This window comes from Streptomyces sp. NPDC046909 (assembly GCF_040644695.1).
Classification (GTDB): Bacteria; Actinomycetota; Actinomycetes; order Streptomycetales; family Streptomycetaceae; genus Streptomyces.
The window spans coordinates 105,880-132,640 of sequence record NZ_JBEYXC010000023.1 but is presented as its reverse complement, the minus strand read 5'-3'; the positions used below and the strand labels follow the sequence as shown (position 1 = coordinate 132,640).

25 protein-coding genes are annotated in these 26,761 nt (G+C 72.5%); 13 read left to right on the top strand and 12 right to left on the bottom strand.

Going from position 1 to position 26,761, the window contains the following annotated elements; all coding sequences use genetic code 11:
* The first annotated feature begins 10 nt into the window (after positions 1-10).
* The 3 genes from ABZ928_RS47385 (at position 11) to ABZ928_RS47375 (ending at position 2,567) form a co-directional block, all read left to right on the top strand.
* On the top strand, positions 11-640 hold the full coding sequence (locus ABZ928_RS47385; RefSeq protein ID WP_361534329.1) for a hypothetical protein: 630 nt from the start codon (positions 11-13) through the stop codon (positions 638-640).
* Positions 641-726: 86 nt separating this feature from the next.
* On the top strand, positions 727-1,446 hold the full coding sequence (locus ABZ928_RS47380; RefSeq protein WP_361534326.1) for a DUF1775 domain-containing protein: 720 nt from the start codon (positions 727-729) through the stop codon (positions 1,444-1,446).
* A 44-nt stretch (positions 1,447-1,490) separates the two neighbouring features.
* A complete protein-coding gene (locus ABZ928_RS47375) occupies positions 1,491-2,567 on the top strand; it encodes an NAD(P)-dependent alcohol dehydrogenase (RefSeq protein ID WP_361534323.1) in 1,077 nt (358 codons plus the stop codon).
* Between the two features lie 40 nt (positions 2,568-2,607).
* Here ABZ928_RS47375 and ABZ928_RS47370 read toward each other — a convergent pair whose 3' ends face one another.
* Positions 2,608-3,126 carry a MarR family transcriptional regulator gene (locus ABZ928_RS47370; protein ID WP_361534320.1) on the bottom strand — a complete coding sequence of 173 codons (519 nt, stop codon included), beginning with the start codon at positions 3,124-3,126 and terminating at the stop codon, positions 2,608-2,610.
* Positions 3,127-3,166: 40 nt separating this feature from the next.
* On the opposite strand from ABZ928_RS47370, the gene ABZ928_RS47365 reads away from it, so the two are divergent.
* Together ABZ928_RS47365 and ABZ928_RS47360 are read left to right on the top strand one after the other, a co-directional pair.
* Positions 3,167-4,084, top strand: a complete 918-nt coding sequence (locus ABZ928_RS47365; protein WP_361534317.1) for an EamA family transporter — start codon at positions 3,167-3,169, stop codon at positions 4,082-4,084.
* Between the two features lie 20 nt (positions 4,085-4,104).
* Positions 4,105-4,908, top strand: coding sequence for a class I SAM-dependent methyltransferase (locus tag ABZ928_RS47360; RefSeq protein WP_361534314.1), 804 nt, complete (start codon positions 4,105-4,107; stop codon positions 4,906-4,908).
* Positions 4,909-4,982: 74 nt separating this feature from the next.
* Here ABZ928_RS47360 and ABZ928_RS47355 read toward each other — a convergent pair whose 3' ends face one another.
* The 5 genes from ABZ928_RS47355 to ABZ928_RS47335 form a co-directional block, all read right to left on the bottom strand.
* Complete coding sequence (locus ABZ928_RS47355) at positions 4,983-6,164, bottom strand: barstar family protein (protein WP_361534311.1); 1,182 nt, start codon at positions 6,162-6,164, stop codon at positions 4,983-4,985.
* Positions 6,165-6,214: 50 nt separating this feature from the next.
* Positions 6,215-6,805 (bottom strand): ferredoxin, encoded by a 591-nt coding sequence (locus tag ABZ928_RS47350; protein WP_361534308.1) that lies wholly within the window; start codon positions 6,803-6,805, stop codon positions 6,215-6,217.
* Positions 6,802-7,356: a hypothetical protein gene (locus tag ABZ928_RS47345; RefSeq protein ID WP_361534305.1), complete on the bottom strand. Its 555-nt coding sequence runs from the start codon at positions 7,354-7,356 to the stop codon at positions 6,802-6,804. The genes ABZ928_RS47350 and ABZ928_RS47345 overlap by 4 nt, the downstream gene beginning before the upstream one ends.
* A 58-nt stretch (positions 7,357-7,414) precedes the next feature.
* On the bottom strand, positions 7,415-8,644 hold the full coding sequence (locus tag ABZ928_RS47340; RefSeq protein WP_361534302.1) for a glycosyltransferase: 1,230 nt from the start codon (positions 8,642-8,644) through the stop codon (positions 7,415-7,417).
* Between the two features lie 153 nt (positions 8,645-8,797).
* Positions 8,798-9,727: a LysR family transcriptional regulator gene (locus ABZ928_RS47335; protein WP_361534299.1), complete on the bottom strand. Its 930-nt coding sequence runs from the start codon at positions 9,725-9,727 to the stop codon at positions 8,798-8,800.
* Positions 9,728-9,868: 141 nt separating this feature from the next.
* Between ABZ928_RS47335 and ABZ928_RS47330 the strand changes: the two genes are divergently transcribed.
* Complete coding sequence (locus tag ABZ928_RS47330) at positions 9,869-11,083, top strand: MFS transporter (protein WP_361534296.1); 1,215 nt, start codon at positions 9,869-9,871, stop codon at positions 11,081-11,083.
* Positions 11,084-11,108: 25 nt separating this feature from the next.
* On the opposite strand, the gene ABZ928_RS47325 is transcribed toward ABZ928_RS47330, so the two are convergent.
* Positions 11,109-12,338 (bottom strand): SpoIIE family protein phosphatase, encoded by a 1,230-nt coding sequence (locus tag ABZ928_RS47325; protein WP_361534293.1) that lies wholly within the window; start codon positions 12,336-12,338, stop codon positions 11,109-11,111.
* A 136-nt stretch (positions 12,339-12,474) separates the two neighbouring features.
* Between ABZ928_RS47325 and ABZ928_RS47320 the strand changes: the two genes are divergently transcribed.
* The 5 genes from ABZ928_RS47320 (at position 12,475) to ABZ928_RS47300 (ending at position 21,395) form a co-directional block, all read left to right on the top strand.
* A complete protein-coding gene (locus tag ABZ928_RS47320) occupies positions 12,475-13,578 on the top strand; it encodes a serine hydrolase domain-containing protein (RefSeq protein ID WP_361534291.1) in 1,104 nt (367 codons plus the stop codon).
* Between the two features lie 142 nt (positions 13,579-13,720).
* Positions 13,721-16,171: a SpoIIE family protein phosphatase gene (locus ABZ928_RS47315; protein WP_361534288.1), complete on the top strand. Its 2,451-nt coding sequence runs from the start codon at positions 13,721-13,723 to the stop codon at positions 16,169-16,171.
* Between the two features lie 72 nt (positions 16,172-16,243).
* Positions 16,244-18,922, top strand: a complete 2,679-nt coding sequence (locus ABZ928_RS47310; protein WP_361534285.1) for a SpoIIE family protein phosphatase — start codon at positions 16,244-16,246, stop codon at positions 18,920-18,922.
* Positions 18,923-19,089: 167 nt separating this feature from the next.
* Complete coding sequence (locus ABZ928_RS47305; RefSeq protein ID WP_361534429.1) at positions 19,090-19,863, top strand: chitosanase; 774 nt, start codon at positions 19,090-19,092, stop codon at positions 19,861-19,863.
* 167 nt (positions 19,864-20,030) lie between these two features.
* Positions 20,031-21,395: an FAD-dependent oxidoreductase gene (locus tag ABZ928_RS47300; RefSeq protein WP_361534282.1), complete on the top strand. Its 1,365-nt coding sequence runs from the start codon at positions 20,031-20,033 to the stop codon at positions 21,393-21,395.
* Positions 21,396-21,465: 70 nt separating this feature from the next.
* Here the strand turns inward: ABZ928_RS47300 and ABZ928_RS47295 are convergent, their stop codons facing one another.
* A complete protein-coding gene (locus tag ABZ928_RS47295; RefSeq protein ID WP_361534279.1) occupies positions 21,466-22,101 on the bottom strand; it encodes a GNAT family N-acetyltransferase in 636 nt (211 codons plus the stop codon).
* Positions 22,102-22,184: 83 nt separating this feature from the next.
* Between ABZ928_RS47295 and ABZ928_RS47290 the strand changes: the two genes are divergently transcribed.
* A complete protein-coding gene (locus ABZ928_RS47290; protein ID WP_361534276.1) occupies positions 22,185-23,150 on the top strand; it encodes a DUF1152 domain-containing protein in 966 nt (321 codons plus the stop codon).
* 97 nt (positions 23,151-23,247) lie between these two features.
* A complete protein-coding gene (locus tag ABZ928_RS47285; protein WP_361534273.1) occupies positions 23,248-23,742 on the top strand; it encodes a lamin tail domain-containing protein in 495 nt (164 codons plus the stop codon).
* A gap of 18 nt (positions 23,743-23,760) precedes the next feature.
* Here the strand turns inward: ABZ928_RS47285 and ABZ928_RS47280 are convergent, their stop codons facing one another.
* The 4 genes from ABZ928_RS47280 to ABZ928_RS47265 all read right to left on the bottom strand — a co-directional run bounded on the left by ABZ928_RS47280 (position 23,761) and on the right by ABZ928_RS47265 (position 26,662).
* Positions 23,761-24,762 (bottom strand): hypothetical protein, encoded by a 1,002-nt coding sequence (locus ABZ928_RS47280; protein ID WP_361534270.1) that lies wholly within the window; start codon positions 24,760-24,762, stop codon positions 23,761-23,763.
* Positions 24,759-25,121 (bottom strand): PadR family transcriptional regulator, encoded by a 363-nt coding sequence (locus tag ABZ928_RS47275; protein WP_361534426.1) that lies wholly within the window; start codon positions 25,119-25,121, stop codon positions 24,759-24,761. The genes ABZ928_RS47280 and ABZ928_RS47275 overlap by 4 nt, the downstream gene beginning before the upstream one ends.
* Before the next feature lie 81 nt (positions 25,122-25,202).
* Entirely contained in the window at positions 25,203-25,946 is a 744-nt protein-coding gene (locus ABZ928_RS47270) for a dienelactone hydrolase family protein (protein WP_361534267.1), read from the bottom strand.
* Positions 25,943-26,662: an NAD(P)-binding domain-containing protein gene (locus tag ABZ928_RS47265; protein WP_361534264.1), complete on the bottom strand. Its 720-nt coding sequence runs from the start codon at positions 26,660-26,662 to the stop codon at positions 25,943-25,945. Before ABZ928_RS47265 ends, ABZ928_RS47270 begins: the two co-directional genes overlap by 4 nt.
* Positions 26,663-26,761: the final 99 nt, after the last annotated feature.

Sequence of the window (26,761 nt, the reverse complement as noted above, 5' to 3'; positions counted from 1 at the left end):
TGAGCTGGTCATGCCCCGCCCCGCACCGCACCGTCCAGCGCCCCTGCCCGTCCTGCGGGCCGCGGTGTTCGCCGTCGTCGGCGCGGTGCTGGGGGTGAGCGTGCATCACCTGGCCGCCGAGGGTGCCGTGCCGTGGGCGCGGGGTTCGGCCGTGGCCGTCGGGCTCTTCGGTCTGGGGCTGGTGGGCGTACGCCGTCCGCGGCACGTCGGCACGGTCGTCGCCTGGAGTGTCGCGGGCCAGTCGGGTCTGCACCTGTGGCTGACGCTCAGCGCCCACCCGCGCCCTCCGGCCCACCACCACGCCGCGCACCTTCACGGCGCCCACGCGGGCTCGTACGACTCCGCGGCCATGACGGCGGGCCACGCCCTGGTCGCCGTACTCGTCGCGGTGCTGCTGCATCGCGCGGACGCGGCGTGCTGGACGCTCGCCCGGGGTATGACCGCGGTGCTCGACGCGGTACGGGCCCAAGTCGCCGCGGCGCGGGCGCTGTTCAGGCGTCCCCGGACGTCCGCGCGACGGCTCGGGCGGCCGGTCCTCCCTCGGGCGGACGGCACCCGGCCCACGGCGGCGGTCCCGCTGCTCGCGCACGCGGTGGTGCGGCGCGGTCCTCCCTCCTCCAGGTCGGCTCTCGTCAACTGACCCCGCCAGGCGGCCTGTTACCCGGCTGCCTCGGCACCCTCATGCCGGGACACCCGTTGCCCCGGCACCCCCACCTGGAGACACCCATGTCCCGCACCATGCGCCGCCTCGCCGTCGCCACCGCGGCCGCGGCAACCGCCGTCGTGCTCACGGCCGTTCCGGCCGCCGCCCATGTCGAGGTCGAGTCCGCCCACGCGCAGGCCCTCGCCCAGAACGTCGAGATCACCTTCACCGCCGAGTCCGAGTCCGGCACCGCCGGCATCACCCAGCTCAGGATCGTGCTGCCCGAGGGCATCGCCCCGTCCGACGTGACATACGGCGAGGGCCCGGACGGCTGGAAGTTCAGCACCACCGCCGACGGCTACACCGTCAAGGGCCCGGCCGTGAAGGTCGGGGACGACGCCGAGCACTCCATCGTCGTCCGGCAGCTGCCCGACGCGAAGGAGCTCACGTTCAAGACGCTCCAGACCTACAGCGACGGCAAGGTCGACCGCTGGATCGAGCTGGGCGAGTCCGACGACGGCGACGGACACGGCCATGGCAACGAGGCCCCGGTCCTGAAGCTCAAGGCCGCGGCACCGGGGGCGGCCTCGGTCAGCCCCACACCCACCGCCGGCGCCACCCCCTCGCCCAGCCCGACGCCGACCGCCGACGGAACGAGCGCCGCGCCGACGCCACAGGCCGCCGACACCGCGAAGGACGAGGAGGACGGGGGTCTGTCCACGGGCATCTGGATCGCCGTCGCGGTCGTCCTCGTGGCGGCCGTGGTCATCGTCGTACGACGCCGTGGACGCGCCCAGCAGTAGGCCCGACCCGGCGTCAAGGGCCCCCGCACCGAGGTGAGCCGACGGTGCGGGGGCACTGGCCAACCGCGCCGTTCGCGGCGACGATCCAAGGGAGCACCGGCAAACCGGCGGTCGAGGTCAAGGTGAAGGCCAAGCTCAAGGAGAGCCCGATGAAGGCCATCGTCCAGCACGCCTACGGCTCCACCGACACCCTGGAGTTGAGGGACATCGAGCGTCCCGTCCCCCGGGCCGACGAGGTGCTGGTGGAGGTGCGCGCCGCCGGTGTGGACCCCAGCGTGTGGCATCTGATGACGGGACGCCCCTACATCGCGCGGCTCAGCCCCCAGCTCGGACTGCGCCGCCCCGCCCACACCGTGCGCGGCTGGGACGCCGCCGGGCGGGTCGAGGCGGTCGGGGCCGAGGTGACCGGGTTCAAGCCGGGCGACGAGGTCTTCGGCCAGTGCGACGGCTCGTTCGCCGAGTACGCGTGCGGCAAGGCCGAGCAGCTGGCCGTGAAGCCCGCCGCGCTCTCCTTCGAGCAGGCCGCCGCCCTCCCGGTCTCGGCGGTCACCGCGCTCCAGGGCCTCGACATGTCCCGCCCGCAGCAGGGGCAGAGGGTGCTGGTCATCGGCGCCTCGGGCGGGGTGGGCTCGTACGCCGTCCAGCTCGCCGCGCACTACGGGGCGCGGGTCACCGGTGTCTGCGGTCCCGGCGGCGCCGAGCTGGTGCGCTCGCTCGGCGCGGCCGACGTCATCGACTACACCCACGAGGACATCACCGCCCGAGGGGTCGGGTACGACTTCGTCCTCGACGCCGCCGGCAACCGCTCCCTCTCCCGCCTGCGCCGCGTCCTCGCGCCGCGCGGCATCGTCGTCTTCGTGGGCGGGGAGGACGCGGGCCCGCTGCTCGGCGGACTGGACCGCTGGGTCCGCGGGCTGGCCCTGTCCGTCTTCGTGGGCCAGCGTTTCCGGCCGCTGATGGCGGTCACGCGGCAGCAGGACCTGCTGCGGATCAAGGCCCTGGCCGAGACGGGCGCGCTCACCCCGGTGATCGACCGCACCTACCCGCTGGACGAGGCGCCCGCGGCCGTACGGCATCTGGAGACGGGCCATCCGCGGGGGAAACTGGTCCTCACGATCTGAGGCAGCCCCCTCCTTTCTCTCCCCCGAGGCCGCCGACGGGTCATCCGTCGGCCGGCGCTCCGGGTGGTTCCACGCGGGCGAGCCAGGTCGTGAGGAGCGTTTCGAGGGCCGCGGCCTCGGCGGGCTCCAGCAGGTCCAGGAGCTGGCGTTCGTTGCGCATGTGGTCGGCGAAAGCGCGGTCGATCAGATCGCGTCCGGGCCGGGTGAGGGCGACGATCCGGCCCCGCTGGTCATCGTCGGCCCGGCGGCGGGTGACGAGTCCGGCGCGCTCCAGGCGGTCGATGCGCTTGGTCATCGCGCCCGTGGTGACCATGGTGTGCGCGGCGAGTTCGCCGGGCGCCCGCTCGAAGGGCTCTCCGGCGCGCCGCAGGGCGCACAGCACGTCGAACTCCCCCTCGCTGAGCCCGTAGCGGCCGTAGACGAGGCACAGCTCCTCGGTGAGCCGGTCGGCGAGGCGGTGCAGTCGCCCGATGACCCCCTGGGGAGCGACGTCGAGGTCGGGTCGTTCGCGGCGCCAGTCGGCCTGGATACGGGCCACGCGGTCCAGTTCTTCCTCCATGGGGGTCACAGTACCTTCCCCGGAAGCTATATTATCTTCCATGGAAGCTAACAGTCGGTGGGTGGCGCTGACCGCGGTCGCTCCGGTGGCCTGGGGCACCAACTACTTCGTCACGCACGAGTACCTGCCGGCGGACAGCCCCCTGTACGGGGCCGCCCTGCGGGCGCTGCCGGCCGGCCTGGTCCTGCTGCTCCTGTGCCGACGGCTGCCGCGCGGCGCGTGGTGGGGGCGGGCGGCGGTGCTGGGTCTGCTGAACGTGAGCGTGTTCTTCGTGCTCGTCTACGCCGCTTCCCAGCTGCTTCCGACGAGCGTCGCGTCGACCGTGATGGCGGTGTCCCCGCTGACGATGATGCTCATCGCCTGGTCGCTGGTCGCCGAGCGCCCCCGCGCCGGGCATCTCGTCGGCGCCGTGATCGGCCTAGGCGGGGTCTGTCTGATGCTGCTCTCCGGGGAGGGCGGGGTGAGCGTGCCGGGGGTGCTGGCCTCGGCGGGGGCGATGCTGGTGTCGTCGTTCGGCCACATCCTGACGAAACGGTGGGGCGCCGGTACGGACGTACTCGCCTCGACGGCCTGGCAGTTGACCGCGGGGGCGCTGTTCCTGCTCCCGGTCGCCGCGGTGGTGGAGGGCCCGCCGCCCACGCTCTCCCTCACGGCGATCCTCGCGTTCGGCTATGTCTCCCTCGTCGCCACCGCGCTGGCGTTCGTCGCCTGGTTCGCCGGGCTGCGGCATCTCCCGGCGGGGACGGTGGGCCTGATCGGGCTGCTCAACCCGGTCACGGGCGTGCTCCTCGGCACAGTGGTCGCCGGGGAGGTGCTGACGGCGAAGCAGCTGTGCGGTCTCGCGCTGGCACTGATCGGCGTAGTCCTCGGCAGGCCCGCGCGTTCGGTCCGCCGGGGCTCCGGCGCGCGAGTCCTCACGCCTCCGGTGTCCGAGCCCTCCGCCTGCGATCGCCGCTGAGTGCGGTGCAAAGTGGTGCCGTGACCGAACGACACTTCGACGTATGGGCGGCCGGGAACGCGTACGAACGCTACATGGGCCGGTGGAGCCGCCTCGTCGCCGCCGAGTTCGTGACCCGTCTGCCCTGCCCGCCGGACGCGCGATGGCTGGACGTCGGATGCGGTTCGGGCGCGTTGACCTCCACGGTCGCCGCCCGCTGCCGACCGCGGGCCCTTCTGGGCCTGGACGGTTCCGCCGCCTTCGTGACCACGGCACGCGCGTCGACCCCCGCACCGGCCCGCTTCGCGGTGGCGGACGCCCAGGCCCTGCCGCTGCCGGACGCGAGCTTCGACATCGCGGTCAGCGGCCTGGTCCTCAACTTCCTTCCCACACCCGCCGCCGCGCTCGCCGAGGCGGCACGCGTGGTGCGCCCCGGCGGCCAGATCGCCGCCTACGTATGGGACTACGCGGAGGGCATGCAGTTCCTCCGCTACTTCTGGTCAGCCGCGACCGAGGTGGACCCGACGGCCACCGCCCACGACGAGAGCCGCCGCTTCCCGCTCTGCACCCCACCCGAACTCCACCGCCTCTGGGACCGGGCCGGACTGACGGAGGTGACGGTCGAACCGATCGAAATCACCACCCCCTTCCCCCACTTCGACGACCTGTGGCACCCCTTCCTGTCCGGCCAGGGCCCCGCCCCCGGCTACGTCGCCTCCCTCTCACCGGTCACCCGAGAGCAACTGCGACGGACGCTGCACGACCGGGTACCGGCCGGGGCGGACGGGTCGATCACGCTGAAGGCCCGGGCGTGGGGCGTACGGGGCCGTAAGCGAGGCCGTTGACGGGGCGCCGAGGTATTCCACGGCCCCGGGAGACGACCTGACGGTCGTGGGCGAAGACTGTAACGGGCCCCGGGCTAACGGAGATCGACGGTGGCGCCGCAGCGTTCGAGGAGTCCGACGATCTCCTCGAAGTAGCTGAGCCCCGACTCCTGTACATCGTCCGCGAACGCCTCACGCGCGATGCGGGAGTCGTGCCAGACCAAGGTGAAGGGCAGGGCGATCCCGAAACCGCCGCTCAGACAGTCCTTGAACGCGTTCCACTCCCGCCCGAAGTAGCCACCGGGCCCCACCAACGCCTCCGCCATCGCGCAATGCAGGCCAGGTTGGTCGGTGACGAACCGGCCGTCGAGGTGGTGGACGCCCCCGGAGCGGTCGGGCCCCTGGTCGTCCATACCGGGGGCGGTCAGATCCAGCCACGCGGCCCGGCCCTCAATGGCGTAAGGGGCCCATTGATTACGGGCCTTCGGGCGCCCGCGATACCACGTCTCCCAGACGGGACGGGCCGACAGCGCAGGCCGGTCCCCGCCGCCGTCGGTGAGCTTGATGTCCCACAGGCCGGCCCCCAGGACGGACGGGCGGGCTGTCTCGATCCGCAGGTACACACTGTGCCGGTACATCACCCGGCCATGGCGGTCCAGCGCCCACAGCCCCACCCAGTCCCGGTCGTCCTCGCGCCGTCGTCCGAGCACGGCACGCAGGGGCTCGGCCGCCTCACAGCCGATGAGGCGCATCGGCACCGCGCCCGGTCCGTAGCGGGCCACGAACAGCCCTTCGACATCCAGACATGACCCGGCGGGCGCGGCAGCCGGCCCGGCGAACACCTTGAACGCCCGCTCCGCCGGCAGCGTGTGCCGCCACGCGTGCTCTTCCTGGACGCCCGCGCCCACGACGACATCCACGAGGGCAGGACCGTTCGGGTCCGGGTTCGGGTTCGGGTGCGGTTGATGGGCCAGTACGACGCTGTCGACGAGGGTCCACCACTGCAGCGGCCGCTCCTCGTCCCACACCTCGACGCACACGTCGCCCAGCAGCGAGGTCGCCTCACCGCCCGGCAACAGGGCGTCTCTCAGAGCGCCTTCGGGTGTGCAGCCCCGCAGGACCAGTACCTCGCGGGGCGGGGGCACCGGGTCGACGAACATGCCCTCGACGGCGGCACATCGCCCCCAGTACCGCTCCTCACCGTCCTCGTCCTCCTGAACCAGCAGATACCTGACCGGGAAACTCCGCTCCCAGTCCGCGTGATCAGCGCCCCGCACCCATCCCCCACGTCCGCACGACAGACCCCAGACCGCGGTACGGCCTCGGATCAGAGCAACGGAAGCCTCTCACCCCGCCGCGGTTCACGCCTCTCCATAAGCCAGTACAGATACCCCCGCAGGTAGTCCTCCAACTCGCCGTCCAGGTAAGCAGCAAACGCCCGCAACGCCTCCGGCCGATTCTGATCACCCGCGAGCTCGCCGCTGATCCACTCACGAACGGCCCCGCGCCCGGCCCACCACTCCCTCACCGCCTCCGGCGTCCAGTGATCGTCACCGTCCCACGCGTAGCCGCCCATGGGTTCGTCGTGGGCCATCTCCACCAGCCCGGCCACCTCACGCGGACTGGCGGGCTGGCGGTGGACGAACTCGAAGCACTGATCACTGGAGAGCACATGCTCAGGCAGGTAGTACGGCCCGTTCAGCCCGTCGTCGGTCTCCCCGGCATAGAACGGCCCGGGGACATTGAGCCAACTCCGCTCCTCCCAACGCCCGCCACCCATCGAGTCCGTGAGCCGCCGGGCGGTGGGCAACGGGTTCCAGTACGCCAGGTCCCGCCACGGACCGTCCGCCGGGTGGCGACTGAGACGGGCGCGCAGGTCCACGGCGGCTTGCTGGAGCCGTTGTTCGTGGGAGTTCACAGTGGCTCACCGCCGAGGCCCGTCCGGCGGACGGACCGCGGCGAGAATGTCATGGGTCCTATCCAGCCCTGGCGGACGAGGGCGATCTGGGAGGGCAGCGGGGACACCGGATCGACCGCCCGGCCTCGTGACCAGTTCTCCAACAACCCCTCCGTCGTGGCGACGGCGGACACCACCATGGTCACCTTCAGTTCCCCGTCGCTCCAGGTGTTCCAGAGCGCCCAGCCCTCGATCCTCGGCTCCACACCGATCCGAGCGCACACTTCGTGGTAATCGTCCTCCACCCCGGCCGGCATGGCTCCGGGCTTCAGCACCGAGGCTCCGACCAGCCGCACCGGAGGGCGGTCCTCCTCGGTGCAGCCGTCGCCCTCGAAGTGGTAGCTGCGCACTGCCCGAGCGAGCGCGTTCACACTGCGCTGGAGCGGTGTCGACGCTTCCGGGTTCGCCTCGAACGAGAGCCAACCTTCCTCGGCCGCCTCCGCTTTGACACGGTCCGCGAGGCGCTCGATCTCCCGGAGATAGTCCAGCTCACTGAGCTCGGGTGAGGTCATGGCCCGAAGTTTCGCACCGGCTGAGACTGCGGCGACACGGGTTATCGACCGGGCATGCCTAGTCGGCGGCCCGTTCGCCGTCGATCTCGTCGAGCAGCCGCTTCGCGGCGACGGTCGCGCCGTCGGTGCGGAGGGTGGTGGAGACGGCACGGGCTCGGGCGTTCGTCTCGGGGGTCAGGGTGGTGGCGAGGGCGGCTGAGAGGGAGTCGACGGTGGGGGTGCGGTCGTGGTGGGCGGTGCCGATGCCGAGTTCGGCGATGCGGGTCGCCCAGTACGGCTGGTCGGCGATGCGGGGGACCACGACCTGGGGGGTGCCGGCGAGTGCCGCGGTTGTCGTGGTGCCGGCGCCGCCGTGGTGGATGACGGCGGCCACGCGGGGGAAGAGTGCCTGCTGGTTGACCTCGCCGACGACGAGGCAGTCGTCCGCGTCGTCGATCGGGGCCAGGCCCGCCCAGCCCCGGGCCAGCAGCACACGGCGCCCCTGTCGCCGGATCGCTTCCACTGCCACCCGGGCGATGTCCTGCGGGGCGTGGGTGGCCATGCTGCCGAAGCCGACGTAGACGGGCGGTTCGCCGGCCTTCAGGAATGCTTCCAAGTCCTCGGGGAGCGGTCGGTCGTCGGGCAGGATCCACGCGCCGGTCTGGACGACGTCGAGGTCCGTCCGGCCCTGCGCCGACCACAGGGTCTCGTCCGCCGCGAGCCACGGGCGGTCGGTCAGGACGTGGTCGCGGACGTTGTCCACGGGCGGCAGCCCGATCGCCGCCCGATGCCGGTTCAGCGCCTCGCCGTACAGGGAGTTCACCCGCTGCGCGTCCTGCTCCCACAGCACCTTGTTGTCGGTCTCGCCCTCCGGGGACGGCTTCCCCGGCCGCGCCCCCGGCGGGAAGTGCCGCGACGGCAGTCCGAGCGTGTGGAAGCACGCGAGGACGTAGTGGATGCCGAGCTTCTCGGCCACGTCCCGGGCACCGGCCGGCATCAGTCCCGTCGCCACCAGCGCGTCGCACCCCTCGGCGGCCTCGGTGAACACCGTGAACCGCGCGGACACCAGCTCGGGCGCGAGCCGGAACGCGTCCTGCACCGTCGGCGGCTTGGCCCCGGCGACGATCGAGCGCACCGTCGGACCGAACGGCACCATCGGCACACCGACCCGGTCCAGCAACTCCACGAACTCCTCGTCCGGAGGCGCACACACCCGCACCTCGGCCCCTAGCTCCCGCAACGCCACCGCCAGCCCCGCCACCGGTTCCACGTCTCCGCGCGACCCCCACGTCGTCAGCAACACACGCATTTCGCGACCCCATTTCCGCAGCTCTCGGACTTCGGCCGCCGATTGTGCGGCACAACGGGGGCCTTGCCGCAAGCCCCCCAGTGCGCTATAGGTTGATAGTGGCGGGGAGAGTCAACTCCCTGCCTTTCGTTTTGGGCGCCGGCCGCTGTCGGCTCACCTCGCCCAGTGCGGCGTCCACGTCTCCGCCCCACCCAACCCCGGCCGCGCGCCTTCCAGGAACGTGCGGAGTGTCTCCAGCGCCGGATGGGCGTTGTCCGCGCGCCACAGCAGGGAGTGCGGGTACACCGGTGCCGGGTCACGCAGTGCGATGCGGCGCAGGTCCTGGCTGGCAGGCCAGACCATGCGGGTCTCCGCGCCGACCAGCGTGGCCAGGAGCGCGGAGTCGGCGATGGTGTCCAGGAGCGGGTCGGTGCCGAAGTCGGGTCCGGTGGCCTCGATGGTCAGGCCGAACTCGGTGGCGAACTCCTCATAGTAGTCCGCCCATTCGGTGCCGGGGACGAGGCCCGGCATCCAGATGCGGTGCCCGGCGAGCCGCGCCGGGGTGACCTCGCGGGCCGTGGCGAGGGCGTGGCGCGGGCCGGTGAGAAGCTGGACGGGTTCGTCGTGGACCCGGGCGGTCGCGATGCCGTCGGGGAGGTGGCGGGCGGGGACGGTGACGGCCCGGAAGGACGCGTCGATCGCGCCGGAGCGGACGGCGGCGAGGGCCTCCTTGGCGTCGAAGAGGGTCACCACGTCGAGCGGCACGTCGGGGTGGGCGCGATGGAAGTCGCGCAGCAGCGCCGCCGGGGCCAGCCGACGGCCGATCACGTCCACACGCAGGGCACGACTGCCGGGCCGTACCGAGGCGAGGGCCCGCTCCTCGGCGTCGAGGAGTGCCCGGGCGTGCGGCAGGAAGGCCTGCCCGTCGATCGTGAGCCGCACTCCGCGCGCCGTGCGGGTGAACAGCCGTACGGCCAGCTCCTTCTCCAGCGCGGCGAGCCGTTTGGAGACCGCCTGCTGGGTGACCGCCAGGGTCGCGGCGGCGTCCTGGAACCGCCCCGCCTCCGCGGCCGCGACGAACGTGCGCACGGCGTCGAGGTCCATGCCCGCCATCGTAGAGACCCCTCGCAGAGCCCTCTCGTAGAGACACAACCAAGGGTTGTGGCTCACCCGCGCGGGCGTTGTTTGATCTGCGGGTCCGTCGACCGCTTGGATGTCCCGGGACCCGAGGAGAGAGGCGGCGGTATGGGGCGGGCGTTCGGGTGGTTGTGGGCGGCGTACGCGGTCAGCTCGCTGGGCACCTGGCTGGCGTTCAACGCGTTTCCGCTGGTCGCGATCCTCGCTCTGGACGCCGGACCGGCGCAGGTGTCGGCGCTGGCCGCGGCGGGGCTCGCGGTCGGGGCGGTGGTGGCGGTGCCGCTCGGGCCGTGGGTGGAGTTCCGGCGCAAGCGGCCGGTGATGATCGCCATGGATCTGGTCCGGTTCGCCCTGCTGATCAGCGTGCCGGTCGCCTTCGCTCTCGACCTGCTGAGCTTCGTACAACTCCTGGTTGTGTCCGTGCTCGTCGCCGCCGCCGACATCACCTTCACCAGCGCGTCCGGCGCCTGCCTCAAGGCGCTGGTGCCGAAGGAGGACCTGCTGGCGGCCAACGGGCGCTTCGAGGCCACGATGTGGACCGCCACCATGCTCGGCCCGCCCCTCGGCGGTGCGGCCGTCGGCCTCTTCGGGCCCGTGACGACGATCGCCGCCGACGCCGTGAGCTATCTGCTGTCGGCAGCCGGGATCCGCGCGATGGGCGGGACGGAGACCCGACCCCCACGACCCGCCCCCGGCACCCGGCTCAAAGCCGGTGACCTGTTCGACGGTTGGCGCTTCATCCTCGCCGACCCCGCCCTGCGCCCGCTGTTCCTCAACACGGTCCTCGTGAACGCGTTGATCATGGTGGCGATGCCCCTGCTCACCGTCCTCATGCTCGGCCCCCTGCACTTCACCCCCTGGCAGTTCAGCCTCGCCTTCGCCGTGCCCTGCATCGGCGGGCTGATCGGTTCGCGGCTGGCCCGGCGGCTGGTCGTGCGCCGGGGACGGCACAGGGTGCTGATCATCGCCGGGGTGCTGCGGGTGTGCTGGCCGATCGGGCTGGCCTTCATCGGCCCGGGGCTGCCCGGGCTCCTGCTCGTCATGGCCGTCGAGTTCGCGCTGATCACCTGCTGCGCGGTCTACAACCCCGTCCTGGCCGCCTACCGCCTCGAACTCGCCCCGCCCGACCGTGTCGCCCGCACCCTGTCCGCCTGGTCCGTCAGCGGCAAACTGACCACGGCCGCCCTGACCGCGCTGTGGGGTCTGCTCGCCGCCGTCACCAGCCCGCGCACCGCGATCGCCGTGGCGGGGGTCCTCCTCCTCGCCACCCCGCTGCTGCTCCCCCGGTCCGACCGCTCCCGGTCCCTCATCGCCGCGGGGTGAGCGTCACGATGGCCATGGCCGCCGCTCACAGCCGCACAATGATCAACGCCGTGTCGTCCGTCGTCCCCTCCGGCGGAAGCAGCTCCAGCAGCACCGCGTCCGCCATGGCCTCCGGATCGGCGTACCGGTGCCGGGCGAGGGACTCCGCGAGGCGTTCGAGGCCGGTCTCGATGTCCTCGCGGCGGCGCTCCACCAGCCCGTCGGTGTACAGCACCAGCGTGGCGCCCGCGTCGAAGACGGTCGACGCCTGCGGGCGCGGGACGGGGTCGGGGCTGGCGTCCAGCGGAGGGTCGGTGGCCCCGTCGAGGAACTCGACCTCGCCGTCGGCGTGGACGAGCGCCGGCGGCAGGTGCCCGGCGCTGCTGTAGGTGATGGTGCGGGCGTCGAAGTCGATGAACGTGGTGACCGCCGTGGCGGACTCGGCGCCGGGGACCACGTGCGCGTACCGGCCGAGGACGTCCATCGCCTGCGCCGGCCCCTCCGCCACCCGTGACGCGGCGCTCAGCGCGCTGCGCAGCTGGCCCATCACACAGGCCGCCGCCAGCCCGTGCCCGACGACGTCGCCCACCGCGACGCCGACGCGGTCGCCGCCGATCCGGTCCACGAGGTCGTACCAGTCGCCGCAGACGTTCAGCGCGCCGACGGCGGGCCGGTAGCGGACCGCCGCCCGGTGGTCGCGCACCCTGCGCGGCGCGGGCAGCATCGCCTCCTGGAGCGCGAGGGCCACTTCGCGCTCGCGCGCGTGGGCCTGTCTCAGACGCTCGTTGACCTCCTGCAACTCCCGCGCGCGGATGTACAGTTCGGCCTCCAGCGCCCGCGCCCGGGTGCCGACCGGGCCGCCGCGGTCGCGGATGAACTCGGTGACCTCCTCCACCCGGTGCACGAGGAGGGCGGTCTCGCCGTCGGGGCCGGGCACGGGTGCGTTGATCGGGCTCCAGTAGCGCTCCTCCCAGCGCCCGGGCTGCTCCAGCGACTGGACGTCGTACCGCTGTACGGCCATGGTGTCGCGCTCGCCGGTGGCCAGGACGCGGTGCAGGGAGGCGGCGAGGTTGCGCATGCCGGAGGCGGCCGGGTCGTCGGGGTTGTCGGGGAAGACGTCGAAGAGGTAGTTCCCGACCAGTTGCTCCCGGCTGCGGCCGGACATGCGGACGAACTCCTCGTTGACGTCGGCGTACACGAGCTCGGGGGTCAGGAGCGCCACCATGCCGGGGAGCGCCTGGAACACCGCTGCGTAGTCGATCTCCGCGTCCGCCATGGCCCTGCCGCCTCACTGCCGATATCGCCTCACTTCCCACGATATGAGCCCCGGCCGACCGACGTGGCTCCCCCGGAGCCGCGGGTGCCGGAAATTGGGTTGCCAGCGGCCCGTCACGACGGGCTAGGTTCCGTCCATGGCAGACATCCAGGGCTCGTACGACGACCTGTTCACCGCCGTTCCCAACGCGCTGGCCGCCTACCTCGACGCCGGGGACGTCGGCGGTTCGGCCGCGGTCTTCGTGGACGGCGAGCCGGTGGTCGACGTGTGGGGCGGCCTCGCCGACGCCGAGCGCGGGGTGCCGTGGGAGCGGGACACCCTCACCGGCGTCTGGTCGGTCACCAAGACGATGACGGCGCTGTCCGCGCTGATCCTCGCCGACCGGGGCGAGCTCGACGTGGACGCGCCCGTCGCCCGCTACTGGCCCGAGTTCGCGGCCGAGGGCAAGGAGAAGGTGCTCGTACGGCATCTGCTCGGGCACACCGCGGGCCTGCCGGACTACGACGGGCCGGTGGAGGACCTGTACGACTGGTCCGCCGTCACCGCCCGGCTCGCCGCGCTGGCCCCGCAGTGGGAGCCGGGCACCGACGCGGGCTACCACTCGCTGACCCAGGGGTTCCTCGTCGGCGAGGTCCTGCGGCGGATCACCGGACGTACCGTCGGCGAGTTCTTCGCCGAGGAGGTGGCCGGCCCGCTCGGCGCCGACTTCCACATCGGGTTGTCCGCCGAACACGACCACCGTGTCGCGCTCGCCGTCCCGCCGCCGGGACACGACGAGACCTACACCGCCTCCGCGGCCGCCAAGGAGTCACCCGCCGGCGCGACCGCGCTCCGGGTCCGCGACGGCAACGGCATCCCCTGGCGCCGGGCCCAGATCCCGGCGGGCAGCGGCTACGGCAACGCCCGCTCGGTCGCCCTCGTCCAGTCGGCGATGGCCTGCGGCGGCACGGTGGGCGGGACCCGGCTGCTGTCCCCGGAGGGCTGCGCACGGGCCTGGGAGGAGCAGTTCAGCGGCGTGGACCGGATCCTCGGCACCCCGATCAGCTGGGGCCTCGGCTACGGCCGCTTCGGCACCACGTACGGCTGGGGCGGCTGGGGCGGCTCCCTCGTCATGGTCGATCCCGGCGCCCGCATGGCGGTGGCGTTCGTGACGAACCAGATGCGGGAGCCGGCGGAGGACCAGCGGGGGCTGGAGCTGGTGATGGCGGCGTACGAGGGGGTGCAGGGGCTGGGCGGCTGATCGAACCCGCCCGCCGCCACGCGAACCCACCCTCCGCACCGGCCTCCCGAGGCGAATCCGCCCCACCCGGATGCGCCGCGGGCGCCTTCTGGCGCATTCTTGCTGTGTCGCCCGTTCGGCGGCTCAGGGACGAGGCAGGCCGATGACTGGGAGCGGCGTAGACACGCACCGGGTGCCGGGACGGCTGGCCCCGCTGCTGATCGACGCCTCGACGGAGGCGATCGGCGCGGCCGGGGGTCACGCCGGCGGGGTCTACCTGCGTTCGAGCACGCCGGGGATGCTGCGCCTCGCGGTGCTCGCCGGGCTGCCGGGGCCGCTGTTCCGGCCCTGGTGGCGGCTGCACGCCGACCGGCCGTTCCCGGTCGCGGACGCGTACCGGCTCGGGGTGCAGGTGGTGCTGCCGAACGCGACGGAGACCATGCGCCGCTACCCGCAGTTCGCGGCAGGTCTGCCGTTCCAGTTCGGGTCGCTGTACGTGCCGGTCGTCGGGGCGGCGGCGACCTTCGGCGTCCTGACCGTGCTGCGGCCGGCGGCCGCGGACGCCACGGAGGTGCTGGCCGAGCGGGAGCGGGTGGCGGGCGTCGCGGAGGAGCTGGCCCGGCGCCTGGAGGGCCTGCGGGAGGACGGTCCGGTCGCCTGGGACGGTGAGCCGCTGTGCGTACGGCCCCCGGCCGCGCATCCGTCGGCCGGGCGGCTCGGCCGGTTCGCCTGGGACCCGGCGACCGGTGTGGTGACGGCGGACGCTCAGCTGTACGCCCTGCTCGGGGTGGCGCGGGCGGAGTTCGGCGGCACGGTCGAGGCGCTCGCGGAGGCGGTGTCCCCCGGCGACGCGCACCGTGTGCTCGCGGCGCTGCGGGAGACGGCGGCGAGCACCCCGTCGCTCCCGCTGTACGTACGGGCCGCGGACGGGGGGCTGCGGCTGATGGAGTTCTGGACCCCGGACTCCGCCGCGGGCCGTCCCGGCGCCCGGCCCGTGCGCGGGTTCGTGCTCGACCCGGGGCCGGGTGCGGCGGGCGACGCCGCCGCCGACCTGCTGCCCGAAGGCGTGTTCTGCCTGGACCGGCTGGGACTGGTCTCCTACGCCAATCCGCGCGCCGCTCAGCTGCTGCACCGGCCCCGGGACGTCCTGCTGGGGCGTCCGCTGTGGGAGGGCGTGCCGTGGCTGAACCAGCCCGACTTCGAGGACCATCTGCGCAGCGCCCTGCTGTCCCCGGCCCCGGTCCACGTCCAGGTGCGGCGACCGCCCGACCTGGAGGCCGCCTACGAGGGCGACTGGCTCGCCGTATCGGTGTATCCGGGGCCGGACGTGCTGACCTGCACAGTGCAGCCGACCAGCCGGATGTCGGGCGCCGTCGAGCCGTCCGGGCCCGGCAGCTCGTCGCTGGCGCCGCTGTACCGGCCCATCGTGCTGGCGATCGCCCTGACCGAGGCGGTCACCGCCCGCCAGGTGTCCGCGGTGGTGATGCGGGAGCTGCTGCCCGCGTTCGGCGGCCGCCGGCTGGCGATCTACCTGCTCCAGGAGCGGCATCTGTACCTGGCGTGGGAGTCCGGCTTCCCGCCCGGCTTCCTCGCCCCGTTCGACGGCGTGGCCCTGGAGACCCATCTGCCCGGGGTGGAGACGCTCACCACGGGCCGGCCGCTGTTCTTCGACTCGATGCAGCAGCTCACCGCCGCCTACCCGGGCATCCCGCTGGACGCGACGGAGGGTGCCCGCGCCTTCCTGCCGCTGATCGCCTCCGGGCGTCCGGTCGGCTCCTGCATCCTCGGCTTCGACCGCCCCCGCACCTTCAGCGGCGAGGAACGCTCGGTGCTCACCGCGCTGGCCGGGCTGATCGCCCACGCCATGGAGAAGGCGCAGCGTTACGAGAACGAGGCGGCGCTCGCCCGGGGACTCCAGCAGGCCCTGCTCCCCCGTCGTCTGACGGAACATCCGCTGGTGGAGACCGCGGGCCGCTATCTGCCCGGCACCCAGGGCATGGAGGTGGGCGGCGACTGGTACGACGTCGTCGAGTCGGGCGACGGGCTGGCCCTGGTCATCGGGGACGTCCAGGGGCACGGGGTGCAGGCCGCCGCGACGATGGGCCAACTGCGCACCGCGGTGCGGGCGTTCGCGCTCGGCGACCGGCCGCCCGACGAGGTGATGTCCGGCACGAACCATCTGCTCATCGACCTGGATCCCGGCCAGTTCGCGAGCTGTTGCTACATCCGCCTGGACCCGGTCACGGGGCTCGCCCGGGTGGCCCGCGCGGGACATCCCCCGCCCCTGTTGCGCAACCCGGACGGCAGCACCCGCGTCCTCGACCTGCCCGGCGGGGTGGTGCTGGGCGTGGACCCCAACGCCCGTTACCCGGTCACGGAGTTGCGGATCGAGCCGGGCGCCGTCCTGGCCCTCTACACCGACGGTCTGGTCGAGCGGCCCGGCGGTGACATCGACGACGGCATCAGCGCGCTGCGGGTGGCGCTCGCCCGGGCGGGGGCGCCGACGGCCCGGCTGGCGGGCATCGCCGACCGGCTCACCACGGCGGCCCGGCATGCCGCCGACCGCCCTGACGACATCGCCCTGTTGCTCGCCACCCGGAGGAGAGAGCGATGAGACTCCGTGAACAACCTGTCACGGTGTGTGACGCCTCTCGCCTCCTGGGGCCGTGCAGTGTAGACATGGCACATGGCCCGACTCTCGCAGCGTGACGCAGGCCGGTCGCGGCGCGGGCGAGTCGCCGAGGTGCGGTCGGCGCTGGGCGGGCGCAGCGTCGCCGGACAGGTGTTCGTATCCCAGGTCGTGATCGTGCTGCTGCTGGTCGTGGCCGCGGTGGTGGCACTGGTGCTCCAGGTGCGGCACGACAGCACGACCGAGGCCCGCAACCGCTCGGTCGCCGTCGCCGAGGCCTTCGCCAACGCCCCCGGCACCGTAGAGGCGCTCGACGCCCCCGATCCCACCGCGGTGCTGCAACCGCGCGCGGAGGCGGCCCGCAAGGCGACCGGCGTGGACTTCATCGTGGTCCTCAACACCGACGGCATCCGCTACACCCACCCCAAGCCGGACCGCATCGGCAAGAAGTTCGTCGGCAACCTCGCCCCCGCGCTGCGCGGAGAGGTCGTCACGGAGGAGATCGACGGGACCATCGGCCGGCTCGTCCAGGCCGTCGTACCGATCAGGGCGCCCGACGGGAAGGTCGTGGGCGCGGTGTCGGCGGGCATCACGACCGAGCATGTCGGCGGCACCGCGGACGAGCAGATGCCGCTCCTGCTGGCCGCCGCGGCGGGCGGACTCGTCCTGGCCATGGGCGGCACGGCGCTCGTCGGCAGGCGGCTGCTGCGCCAGACGCACGGTCTCGGCCCGCACGAGATGACCAGGATGTACGAGCACCACGACGCCGTCCTGCACGCCGTGCGCGAGGGCGTGATCATCGTGAGCGGCGAGGGCCGGCTGCTGCTCGCCAACGACGAGGCGCAGCGGCTGCTGCACCTGCCCGCCGACGCCGAGGGCCGCGATGTCCTCGGCCTCGGTCTGCCCACCGACACCGCGGAGCTGCTGGCCTCCGGCCGGGTCGCCACCGACGAGGTGCACCTGGTCGGCGACCGGCTGCTGGCCGTCAACCAGCGCGCCACGGAGCTGGAGGGCGGCCCGGCCGGGAGCGTGGCGACCCTGCGCGACTCCACCGAACTGCGGGCCCTGTCCGGCCGCGCCGAGGCCGCCCGCGAGCGCCTGAACATGCTGTACGACGCCGGCGTGGGCATCGGGACGAGCCTGGACGTGACGCGGACCGCCGAGGAGCTGGCGGAGCTGGCCGTGCCCCGGTTCGCGGACTTCGTCACCGTGGACCTGTTCGACGCCGTGCTGAGCGGCGGACAGCCGGACACGGCCGCCGATCTGCGCCGTACGGCGTTCAGCGGGATCCGCAAGGACGCGCCGCTGTACGCGGTGGGCGAGCGGATGCGGCTCGTCGCGTCCTCCCCGCAGGCCCGCTCGCTCCGTTCCGGCCAGGCGGTCCTCGAAGCACGCCTTGCCGAGGCCCCGGGGTGGCGGGCCCAGGATCTCGAACGCACCGCGCAGGTCCTGGAGTTCGGCATCCACTCGCTGATCGCCGTGCCGCTGCGGGCGGGCGCCCTGGTGCTCGGTGTGGTCAACTTCTGGCGCTCGCAGAAGCCCGAGCCCTTCGACTCGGACGAACTCGCCCTGGCCGAGGAGCTGGTGACGCGGGCCGCGGTGTCCATCGACAACGCCCGCCGCTACACCCGCGAGCACACCATGGCGGTGACGCTCCAGCGCAGCCTGCTGCCGCGCAATCTGCCCGAGCAGAACGCCCTGGACATCGCCTACCGCTATCTGCCCGCGCAGGCCGGGGTGGGCGGGGACTGGTTCGACGTCCTGCCGCTGTCCGGCGCCCGGGTGGCGCTCGTGGTCGGCGACGTCGTGGGCCACGGCCTGCACGCGGCGGCGACGATGGGCCGGCTGCGCACCGCGGTCCACAACTTCTCCTCCCTCGACCTCCCGCCCGATGAACTGCTGGCCCTGCTGGACGAGTTGGTCGGCCGCATCGACCAGGACGAGACCCAGGAGGGCGAGAGCGCCCCGGTCACCGGCGCGACCTGTCTGTACGCCGTGTACGACCCGGTCTCGCGGCGCTGCACCCTGGCCCGCGCCGGACATCCGCCGCCCGCGCTGATCCACCCGGACGGCAGCGTGGAGTTCCCCGAGGTGCCCGCGGGTCCCCCGCTGGGTCTGGGCGGGCTGCCGTTCGATACCGCCGACCTCGAACTCGCCGAGGGCAGCCGTCTGGTGCTGTACACGGACGGCCTGGTCGAGGACCGGGAGCGGGACATCGACGTAGGCCTGGAACTGCTGCGGGCCGCGCTGGCGCGGGCCGGTGACTCGCCGGAGAACACCTGCCAGGTCGTGCTCGACTCACGGCTGACGTCCCGGGCGAGCGACGACATCGCCCTCATCGTGGCGCGCACGCGGGCCCTGGCCGCGGACCAGGTCGCCGAGTGGGACGTGCCGTCCGAGCCGGCGGCCGTGGGGCGGGTGCGGGCGGACGTCACGCGGCAGCTGGCCCGATGGGGCCTGGAGGAACTGGAGTTCACCACCGAGCTGATCCTCAGCGAGCTGGTGACCAACGCGATCCGCTACGGCGGCGATCCCATCCGCGTCCGGGTGCTGCGCGACCGCACCCTGATCTGCGAGGTCTTCGACAGCAGCAGCACCTCGCCGCATCTGCGGTACGCGGCGATGACGGACGAGGGCGGCCGGGGCCTGTTCCTCGTCGCGCAGCTCGCCGAGCGCTGGGGGACCCGGTACACGCCCGAGGGCAAGGTCATCTGGGCGGAGCAGACGCTGCCGTAGCGCGCGGCTTGTCGATAGGTACGAACCTTTGACGCGACGGGTGTTCACTGTGCCTCGCATCTGATAGTAAACCTTCCTATCAGTGCAAGGAACGGCCAACTCCCCACCCCCCACCTCCACTTGGAGCCGCCGTGAAGCACCTGTCCCGCCGCGCCCTGCTCGCCCTGATGGGCGCGTCCACCCTCACCGTCCCCCTGCTCACCTCCGAGGCCGCCGCGGTCTGCGCCAAGGCGACCGGCCTCGACGACCCGGCGAAGAAGGAGATCGCCATGCAGCTGGTGTCGAGCGCGGAGAACTCCTCGCTCGACTGGAAGGCCCAGTACAAGTACATCGAGGACATCGGCGACGGCCGCGGCTACACCGCCGGGATCATCGGTTTCTGCTCCGGCACCGGCGACATGCTCGACCTGGTCGAGCTCTACGCCGACCGCCGCCCCGGCAACGTCCTCGCCCGGTACCTGCCGGCGCTCCGCGAGGTCGACGGCACGGACTCGCACGCCGGGCTCGACCCGGACTTCCCCCGGGACTGGCGCCGGGCCGCGCAGGACTCCGCCTTCCGGCAGGCGCAGAACGACGAGCGGGACCGGGTGTACTTCGACCCGGCGGTGCGCCGAGGCAAGGCCGACGGGCTGCGCACGCTCGGGCAGTTCGCCTACTACGACGCCATCGTCATGCACGGCGACGGCACCGATCCGACCAGCTTCCGCAACATCCGCGGGCGCGCCCTGAACCGGGCCCGGCCGCCGGCCCAGGGCGGCGACGAGGTCGCCTACCTCGACGCCTTCCTGGACGCGCGGGTCTGGGCGATGAAGCAGGAGGAGGCGCACAGCGACACCAGCCGCGTCGACACGGCCCAGCGGGTCTTCCTGCGCGCCGGCAACCTCGACCTCGACCCGCCGCTGGACTGGAAGGTGTACGGCGACAGCTACCACATCGGCTGACGCGGTCGAAGCGCTCGCGCCCGGTGTGAGAGTGTGCTCGCACACCGGGCGTCCGCTCATAACGTAGCTTTATGAGCTCATAGATCGGACCCGCGTACCAGCTTAGGCTTGCCTTAGCTTAGGCTTCCCGTCGAGATCGTTTGTAGCCGCTCGAAGGGAACCTGATCATGCCCCGCCCCCTGCGGGTAGCAATCGTCGGCGCCGGCCCCGCCGGTATCTACGCCGCCGACGCACTGCTCAAGTCCGACGTGGCCACCGAGCCCGGTGTGTCCATCGACATCTTCGAGCGGATGCCCGCCCCGTTCGGGCTGATCCGGTACGGCGTCGCTCCCGACCACCCCCGCATCAAGGGCATCGTCAAGGCGCTCCACCAGGTCCTCGACAAGCCGCAGGTCCGCCTCTTCGGCAACATCGACTACGGCACCGACCTCCACCTCGACGACCTGCGCGCCTTCTACGACGGCGTGATCTTCTCGACCGGCGCCATGGCGGACCGCGAGCTGAAGATCCCCGGTGTCGAGCTGGACGGCTCCTACGGCGCCGCCGACTTCGCCTCCTGGTACGACGGCCACCCGGACGTCCCGCGCACCTGGCCGCTGGAGGCCGAGAAGGTCGCCGTCCTGGGCGTGGGCAACGTGGCGCTCGATATCTCCCGCATCCTCGCGAAGACGGCGGACGAGCTGCTGCCGACGGAGATCCCGCCGAACGTCTACGAGGGACTGAAGGCCAACAAGGCCGTCGAGGTCCATGTGTTCGGCCGCCGCGGCCCGGCGCAGGCGAAGTTCTCCCCGATGGAGCTGCGCGAGCTGGACCACTCGCCCAACATCGAGGTCATCGTCAACCCCGAGGACATCGACTACGACGAGGGCTCGATCGCCGAGCGGCGGGGCAACAAGCAGGTCGACATGGTCGCCAAGACCCTGGAGAACTGGGCCATCCGCGACATCGGCGACCGGCCGCACAAGCTGTTCCTGCACTTCTTCGAGTCGCCGGTCGAGATCCTCGGCGAGGACGGCAAGGTCGTCGGCCTGCGCACCGAGCGGACCGAGCTGGACGGCACCGGCAACGTCAAGGGCACCGGCCAGTTCACCGACTGGGACGTCAACGCCGTCTACCGCGCGGTCGGTTACCTCTCCGACAAGCTCCCCAAGCTGCCCTGGGACATCGGCTCGGGCACCGTCCCGGACGAGGGCGGCCGCGTCATCGAGGAGAGCGGCGAGCACCTCCAGTCGGTGTACGTCACCGGCTGGATCCGCCGCGGACCGGTCGGCCTCATCGGGCACACCAAGGGCGACGCCAACGAGACGGTCGCGAACCTGCTGGACGACTTCGCGGGCGGCCGCCTCCAGACGCCGGCCTCCCCCGAGCCGGAGGCGGTCGAGGCCTTCCTCGCCGAGCGCGCGCTCCGCTTCACCACCTGGGAGGGCTGGTACAAGCTGGACGCCGCCGAGCAGGCGCTGGGCGAGCCGCAGGGCCGCGAGCGCGTGAAGATCGTGGAGCGTGAGGACATGCTCAAGGCGAGCGGCGCGTAAGCGAGTTCGCGGTGTACGCCGTGACGGGGCCGGGGCTCATCCCCCGGCCCCTTCACGCGCGCGTACGGCACTACAGGCGGTCGAGCTCCCCGGTCGTACGCCCGAGACAGGCGACGGGACCACCGAGATCCGGCACGTCGATCTCGTGGAAGCCGAGCCGGTCGTAGAAGGCGCGGGCAGGGATGTTGGCCGTCGCCATCACCAGATGCACGGCCGGCACCCCGCGTTCCCCCAGCGCCCCGAGGAACGTCCGCATCAACTCCCGCCCGTACCCGCGCCCTTGCCACGCGGGCAGCAGGTCGATGTGCAAGTGGGCGGGGTACGCGGCGAGTTCGGGCACGACCATCCGCTCGGGGTGGTGCAGCAGGGGGATCATCGCCTCGTCCGGGGTGCTCGGCGGGCCGCTGGGCTCGGGGTAGCGCCCGGCGACCAGCGGCAGCCACTTGGCACGGAAGTCCTCGGCGAACCGAGGGGTGTCGGCGGTCCCGAGGATGTACCCGACCGCCTCCCCTCGTCCGTCGTCCAGCACGAAGGCGAGTTCCGGCTCCAGCTCGGCGTACGGAGCCGCGAAGATCACCGGCAGGATGGACGGGTCGGTGTAGACGGGGCGGCTGTCCAGGCCGTTGTGCGCGGTGCGGACGCAGATGTCGTCGAGGGCGGCTCGGTCCTCGGGACGGTACGGGCGGATCACGGCTGACGAAGTCACCGCAGCATCCTGCACAGTTGGGAGCGCTCCCACAAGTACCTGCGCCCGACCGCCGTCCGAAGATCGCCTGTTAGCGTCCTGCGGTGTTCACCCTTCAAGAGCCTCCCTTCTTCACCCGTCTGCGCTCCGCCCGGCGGGTGCTCGTCGCCGGCGCGGGCGGCGGTTTCGACGTCTACGCCGGTCTGCCGCTGGCCCTCGCGCTGGGGGCGGCCGGCAAGGAAGTGCATCTGGCGAACCTCTCGTTCGCGGATCTGTACGGCCTCGACCCGGACGTCTGGCTGGACCGGGACGTCGCCGCGATCGGCCCGGACATCACCATGCGCGGCGACTACTTCCCCGAGCGGACCCTCGCCCAGTGGCTGGACCGCCAGGGCCTGCCCTCGACGGTGTACGCCTTCCCCCGCTCCGGCGTACGTCCGCTGCGCGCCGCCTACCGGACCCTCTTGGACCATCTGGGCCCGGTGGACGCCGTCGTGCTGGTGGACGGCGGCACCGACATCCTGATGCGCGGCGACGAGCACGGGCTCGGCACGCCGGAGGAGGACATGGCCAGTCTGGCCGCGGTGGCCGGGCTCGACGGGATACCCCAACGTCTGGTGGCCTGCCTGGGGTTCGGGGTCGACTCCTACCACGGCGTCAACCACGCCCTGGTCCTGGAGAACCTCGCCGCGCTGGATCGCGAGGGCGCCTACCTGGGCGCCTTCTCCCTGCCGCGCGAGAGCCGCGAGGGCGCGCTCTACCTCGACGCGGTGGCACACGCCCGGGAGGCCACCCCGGACCACCCGAGCATCGTCAACGGCTCCATCGCCGCCGCCGTCCGGGGCGACTTCGGCGACGTCCGCTTCACCGAACGGACCCGGAACAGCGAGCTGTTCATCAACCCGCTGATGTCCCTGTACTTCTGCGTGGACGCCCCCGCCCTCGCCCGCCGCAACCTCTACCTCGACCGCCTGGAGAACACCGCCCTGATGCGCCAGATCAGCTCCGCCATCGCCGGCTTCCGCGACGAACTGCCCCGCCAGCGACCGCCCCGCGCGTACCCGCACTGACCGAGACCCCATTTCGGGGAATCGGCCGTTACCGCACAGCAAGGCTGTATACGCTCCAGGTTCTTCTTCACCGAACCTTCACAAGGGGGACTTTGTCATGCGTATGCGTCTCGCCGCCACCACGGCCGCGGCCGCCGGCACGCTCATAGCGGTGGCCGCCGTGCCCGCGCAAGCCGCCGAGTACACGTCCGCGCTGAAGATCCGCGGGGTCCAGTACGACGCGCCCGGGAGCGACTCCAACAGCTGTTCCACCGGGAACACCGACGAGGAGTACGTGACGATCAAGAACTATTCCTCGACCAAGACCGTGAATCTGAAGGGGTACTGGGTCGAGGACGCGGTCGGGAACTGGTTCGAGTTCACCGCGAACCACTACCTCCAGCCCGGTGACTACGTGAAGCTGCGCGGCGGCAACGGCAGCGACTCCGACGCGAAGAACGTCGTGTACCGCGACAACTGCAACTTCATCTGGAACAACGACAAGGACACGATCTACCTCTTCAAGCCGTCCGGCAGCCGGGCCGACGTGCACTCCTACACGAAGAGCGGGTCGGACCCGGACCGCAACGGCTACATCAAGTTCCACAGCTGAGCGCGCGGCGCGGCCTCGTCACCGAGGGGTCAGGTCGCGCCTGGCCACCGCCCCCAGGACCACGACCAGCAGGGCGAGCGCGGCCGCCTGGGCGAGGGCGCCGGCAAGGAAGACGGTGGGCAGGGGGAGGCCGCGCCACAGGAGCAGGGACGCCGTTCGGACGGCGAGGATCAGTAGGCCCAGTACCGCCAGTGCCAGGGCACCCTCGCCGGCACCGGGTTCGGCGTGGCGGGCGCGCAGCAGCAGCCAGCCGGCGACGGCGAGGACGAAGCAGGTCGCGGGCGCCCAGGCGATGTCGGCCATGGCGGGGAGGAGCGCGACGGAACCGCCCGTGACGACGCAGCAGGCCAGGAAGGCGAGGCCGGGAGTGCCGAAGGGCAGGGCGGCCGGCGGGGCGTCGCGGTGGTAGGCGGCGCACACGGCGAGGGCCGGCAGCCAGGCGAACAGGGCGTTGGCGGTGACGAAGTACGGGGCCGACATCGGCCAGTCGGTCACCAGCGGCTCGATCAGCGGCCACAGCGAGGGCAGCGCGGCCAGCACCACGGCCACGCGGGCGAGGCGCCTGCGGTCGTGGAGGAGGGCGAAGAACCCGACCGTCCACAGCAGCGGCAGCACCCATCCGGCGATCGCGACGACGGTCGGCAGCGGACCGCTGCCGGTGAAGCCGGTCAGGAAGATGTCCCACTCGTGTGCCCCGCGGGTGGCCGACCACGTCACCCGCAGCACCTCGTCGGAGACGATGGCGGCCGCCTGGAGCAGTACGGCGTACAGCGCGAAGTGCCGGACGGCCGAACCGAGCAGGGCGTAGCGCCGGGGCGCCCCGGCGGCGGCCAGTCTGCTGCGGACGGCGAGGGCGGCGACGCTCGCCACCTCGCCGAGGGTGGGCCTGCTCTGGTCCTGGGTCTCCTGGTCGACGTCCCAGAGGTAGACCTCGACCATCTCCTCCTCGCGGGCCCTGCGGTAGTAGGCGGGGAGCATCCGCAGCACCGTGCGGTAGCGCGCTTCGAGCAGGGTCGTCATGCGAGGCCTCCCGCGAGTCCGGGTCCGGTGACGGGCGGGGCGCCGGTGGCCTTGCGGCCCTCGGCCATCCGCCGCTTGGCGGCGCTGGCGCCGGCCGCCATCCGCTCCGCCTCGGCGTCGAGGGCCCGCATCCCCTCGTCGGTGAGGCGGTAGTAGCGCCTGAGGCGGCCCTGCTGCACCTCTTCCCGGTCCAGGACGATGAGCCCGTCGGCGGTGAGCCGGTCGAGCACGCCGTAGAGGGTGCCGACCCGCATCTGCACCGCACTGTCGGACAGTTCCTCGACCTCCCGCAGGATGCCGTAACCGTGCCGCGGTTCGTCGGCCAAGGCGGTCAGGACGAAGAACGCCGCCTGTGTCATGTTCCTCGATGCCATGGCACCAGAATATATCGGCTTCCGATATATATCGAGAGCGCGACGCGCACCTTGGCCCGATCGGGTTCAGAGCGCGCGGCCCAGCAGCTCCAGCAGTGCCGCCCAATGCCGTTCCGTCGCCTCGGCGCCGTACATCGCCGTGTCGGCCTGGGTGAAGCCGTGGTGGGCGCCGGCGTAGACCTCGGCGCGATGGCGCACCCCCGCCGCGGTGAGGGTCTTGTCGAGGCGGGCGATCTGGTCGGCGGGGTTGGTGGTGTCCTGGTCGGCGTGGCCGAAGTAGAGCTCGGCGGTGATGCGCTCGGCGAGCAGGTGGGGGCTGTCCGGGGCGTCGGTGGCGAGGAACGCTCCGTGGAAGCCCGCCGCGGCGGCGACCCGGTCGGGGTGGGTGCCCGCGGTGCGCAGGGCGAGTCCGGCGCCCATGCAGTAGCCGGTGACGCCCACCTTGCCGTCGGTGGTGAGCGGGGACGCGGCGAGCCAGTCGAGATAGACGGCGGCGTCGCTCATGGCCCGTTCGGGGGTGAGACTCAGCGCGGCCGGGCGGAGGCTCGCGATGATCTCGGGGCGCTCGGCCGGGTTGATGAAGTCGGGCAGCTCCACCACCGGCGCCCGGCCGGAGCGGTAGAAGACGTTGGGCACGAGGACGGTGTAGCCGGCCGCGGCGAGCCGGTCCGCCATGCCCTTGAGGTGCGGGCGCAGTCCGAAGGCGTCCATGTAGAGCAGGACGGCGGGGTGCGGGGCACCGTCGTCGGGGTGGGCCAGGTAGGCGTCGGCGGTGCCGTCCGGGGTGGGGATGTCGATCATCGTGCTCATGCGGTGGCCCTCCCGGCCTCGACGAGTTCCTTCACGCGGGCGGCCGGGACCGGCACCCCCGGGCTGGCGAAGAACCAGCGCCGGGCTTCTTCCTGGCTGAGCCCCTCGGGGCGCTCCCCCATGTACGGCTGGACGTAGGCGGGGCTGCCGGGCCCGAGGGCGCCGCTGTCGGCGAGGCCGCCGATGTCCACCGCGTCGTAGCCGAGCGCGTCGAGGAACGCGACCACCTCGGCCTTGGCCCCGGCGTGGTCGCCCGCGACGGGCAGGGCGCTGCGGTCGGGGGCGCCGGCGGGGCGGGCGAGGGCGACCAGGTGGTGGAAGTCGATGGTGGCGAAGGTCTTCACCACCCGGGAGTCGGCGAGATGCCGCTGCACCAGCGAACTGGAGGTCAGCTCGCCCGAGTCGATCGCGGGGATGCTTCCGTCGCGCTGCGGGTGATGGACCATCGCGTCGATCACGGTCCGGCCGGCGAGTTCGGTGGCGGACAGCTGCTCGTAGGCCTTCAGCGGTACGGCGGCCACCACCAGGTCGGCGGCGTCGGCCGCCTCGGCGGGGGTCGCCGCGCGGGCGCGCCCGCCGAGTTCGGCGACCAGGTCCGCGAGCGTCTCCGGACCGCGCGAGTTGCTCAGCACGACGTCCATCCCGGCGGCCACGGCGAGGCGCGCGACGGCCCCGCCGATCATGCCGCCGCCTATCAGTCCGAGGGTGTGGGGCACGAGGTCTCCATGGTTCTCCATATCCAATGTGGAACTGAGTGTCACGCTAGCCACTGAGATCCACTCTTGCAAGTGAGAGTCGCGGAGACGGTACGATCG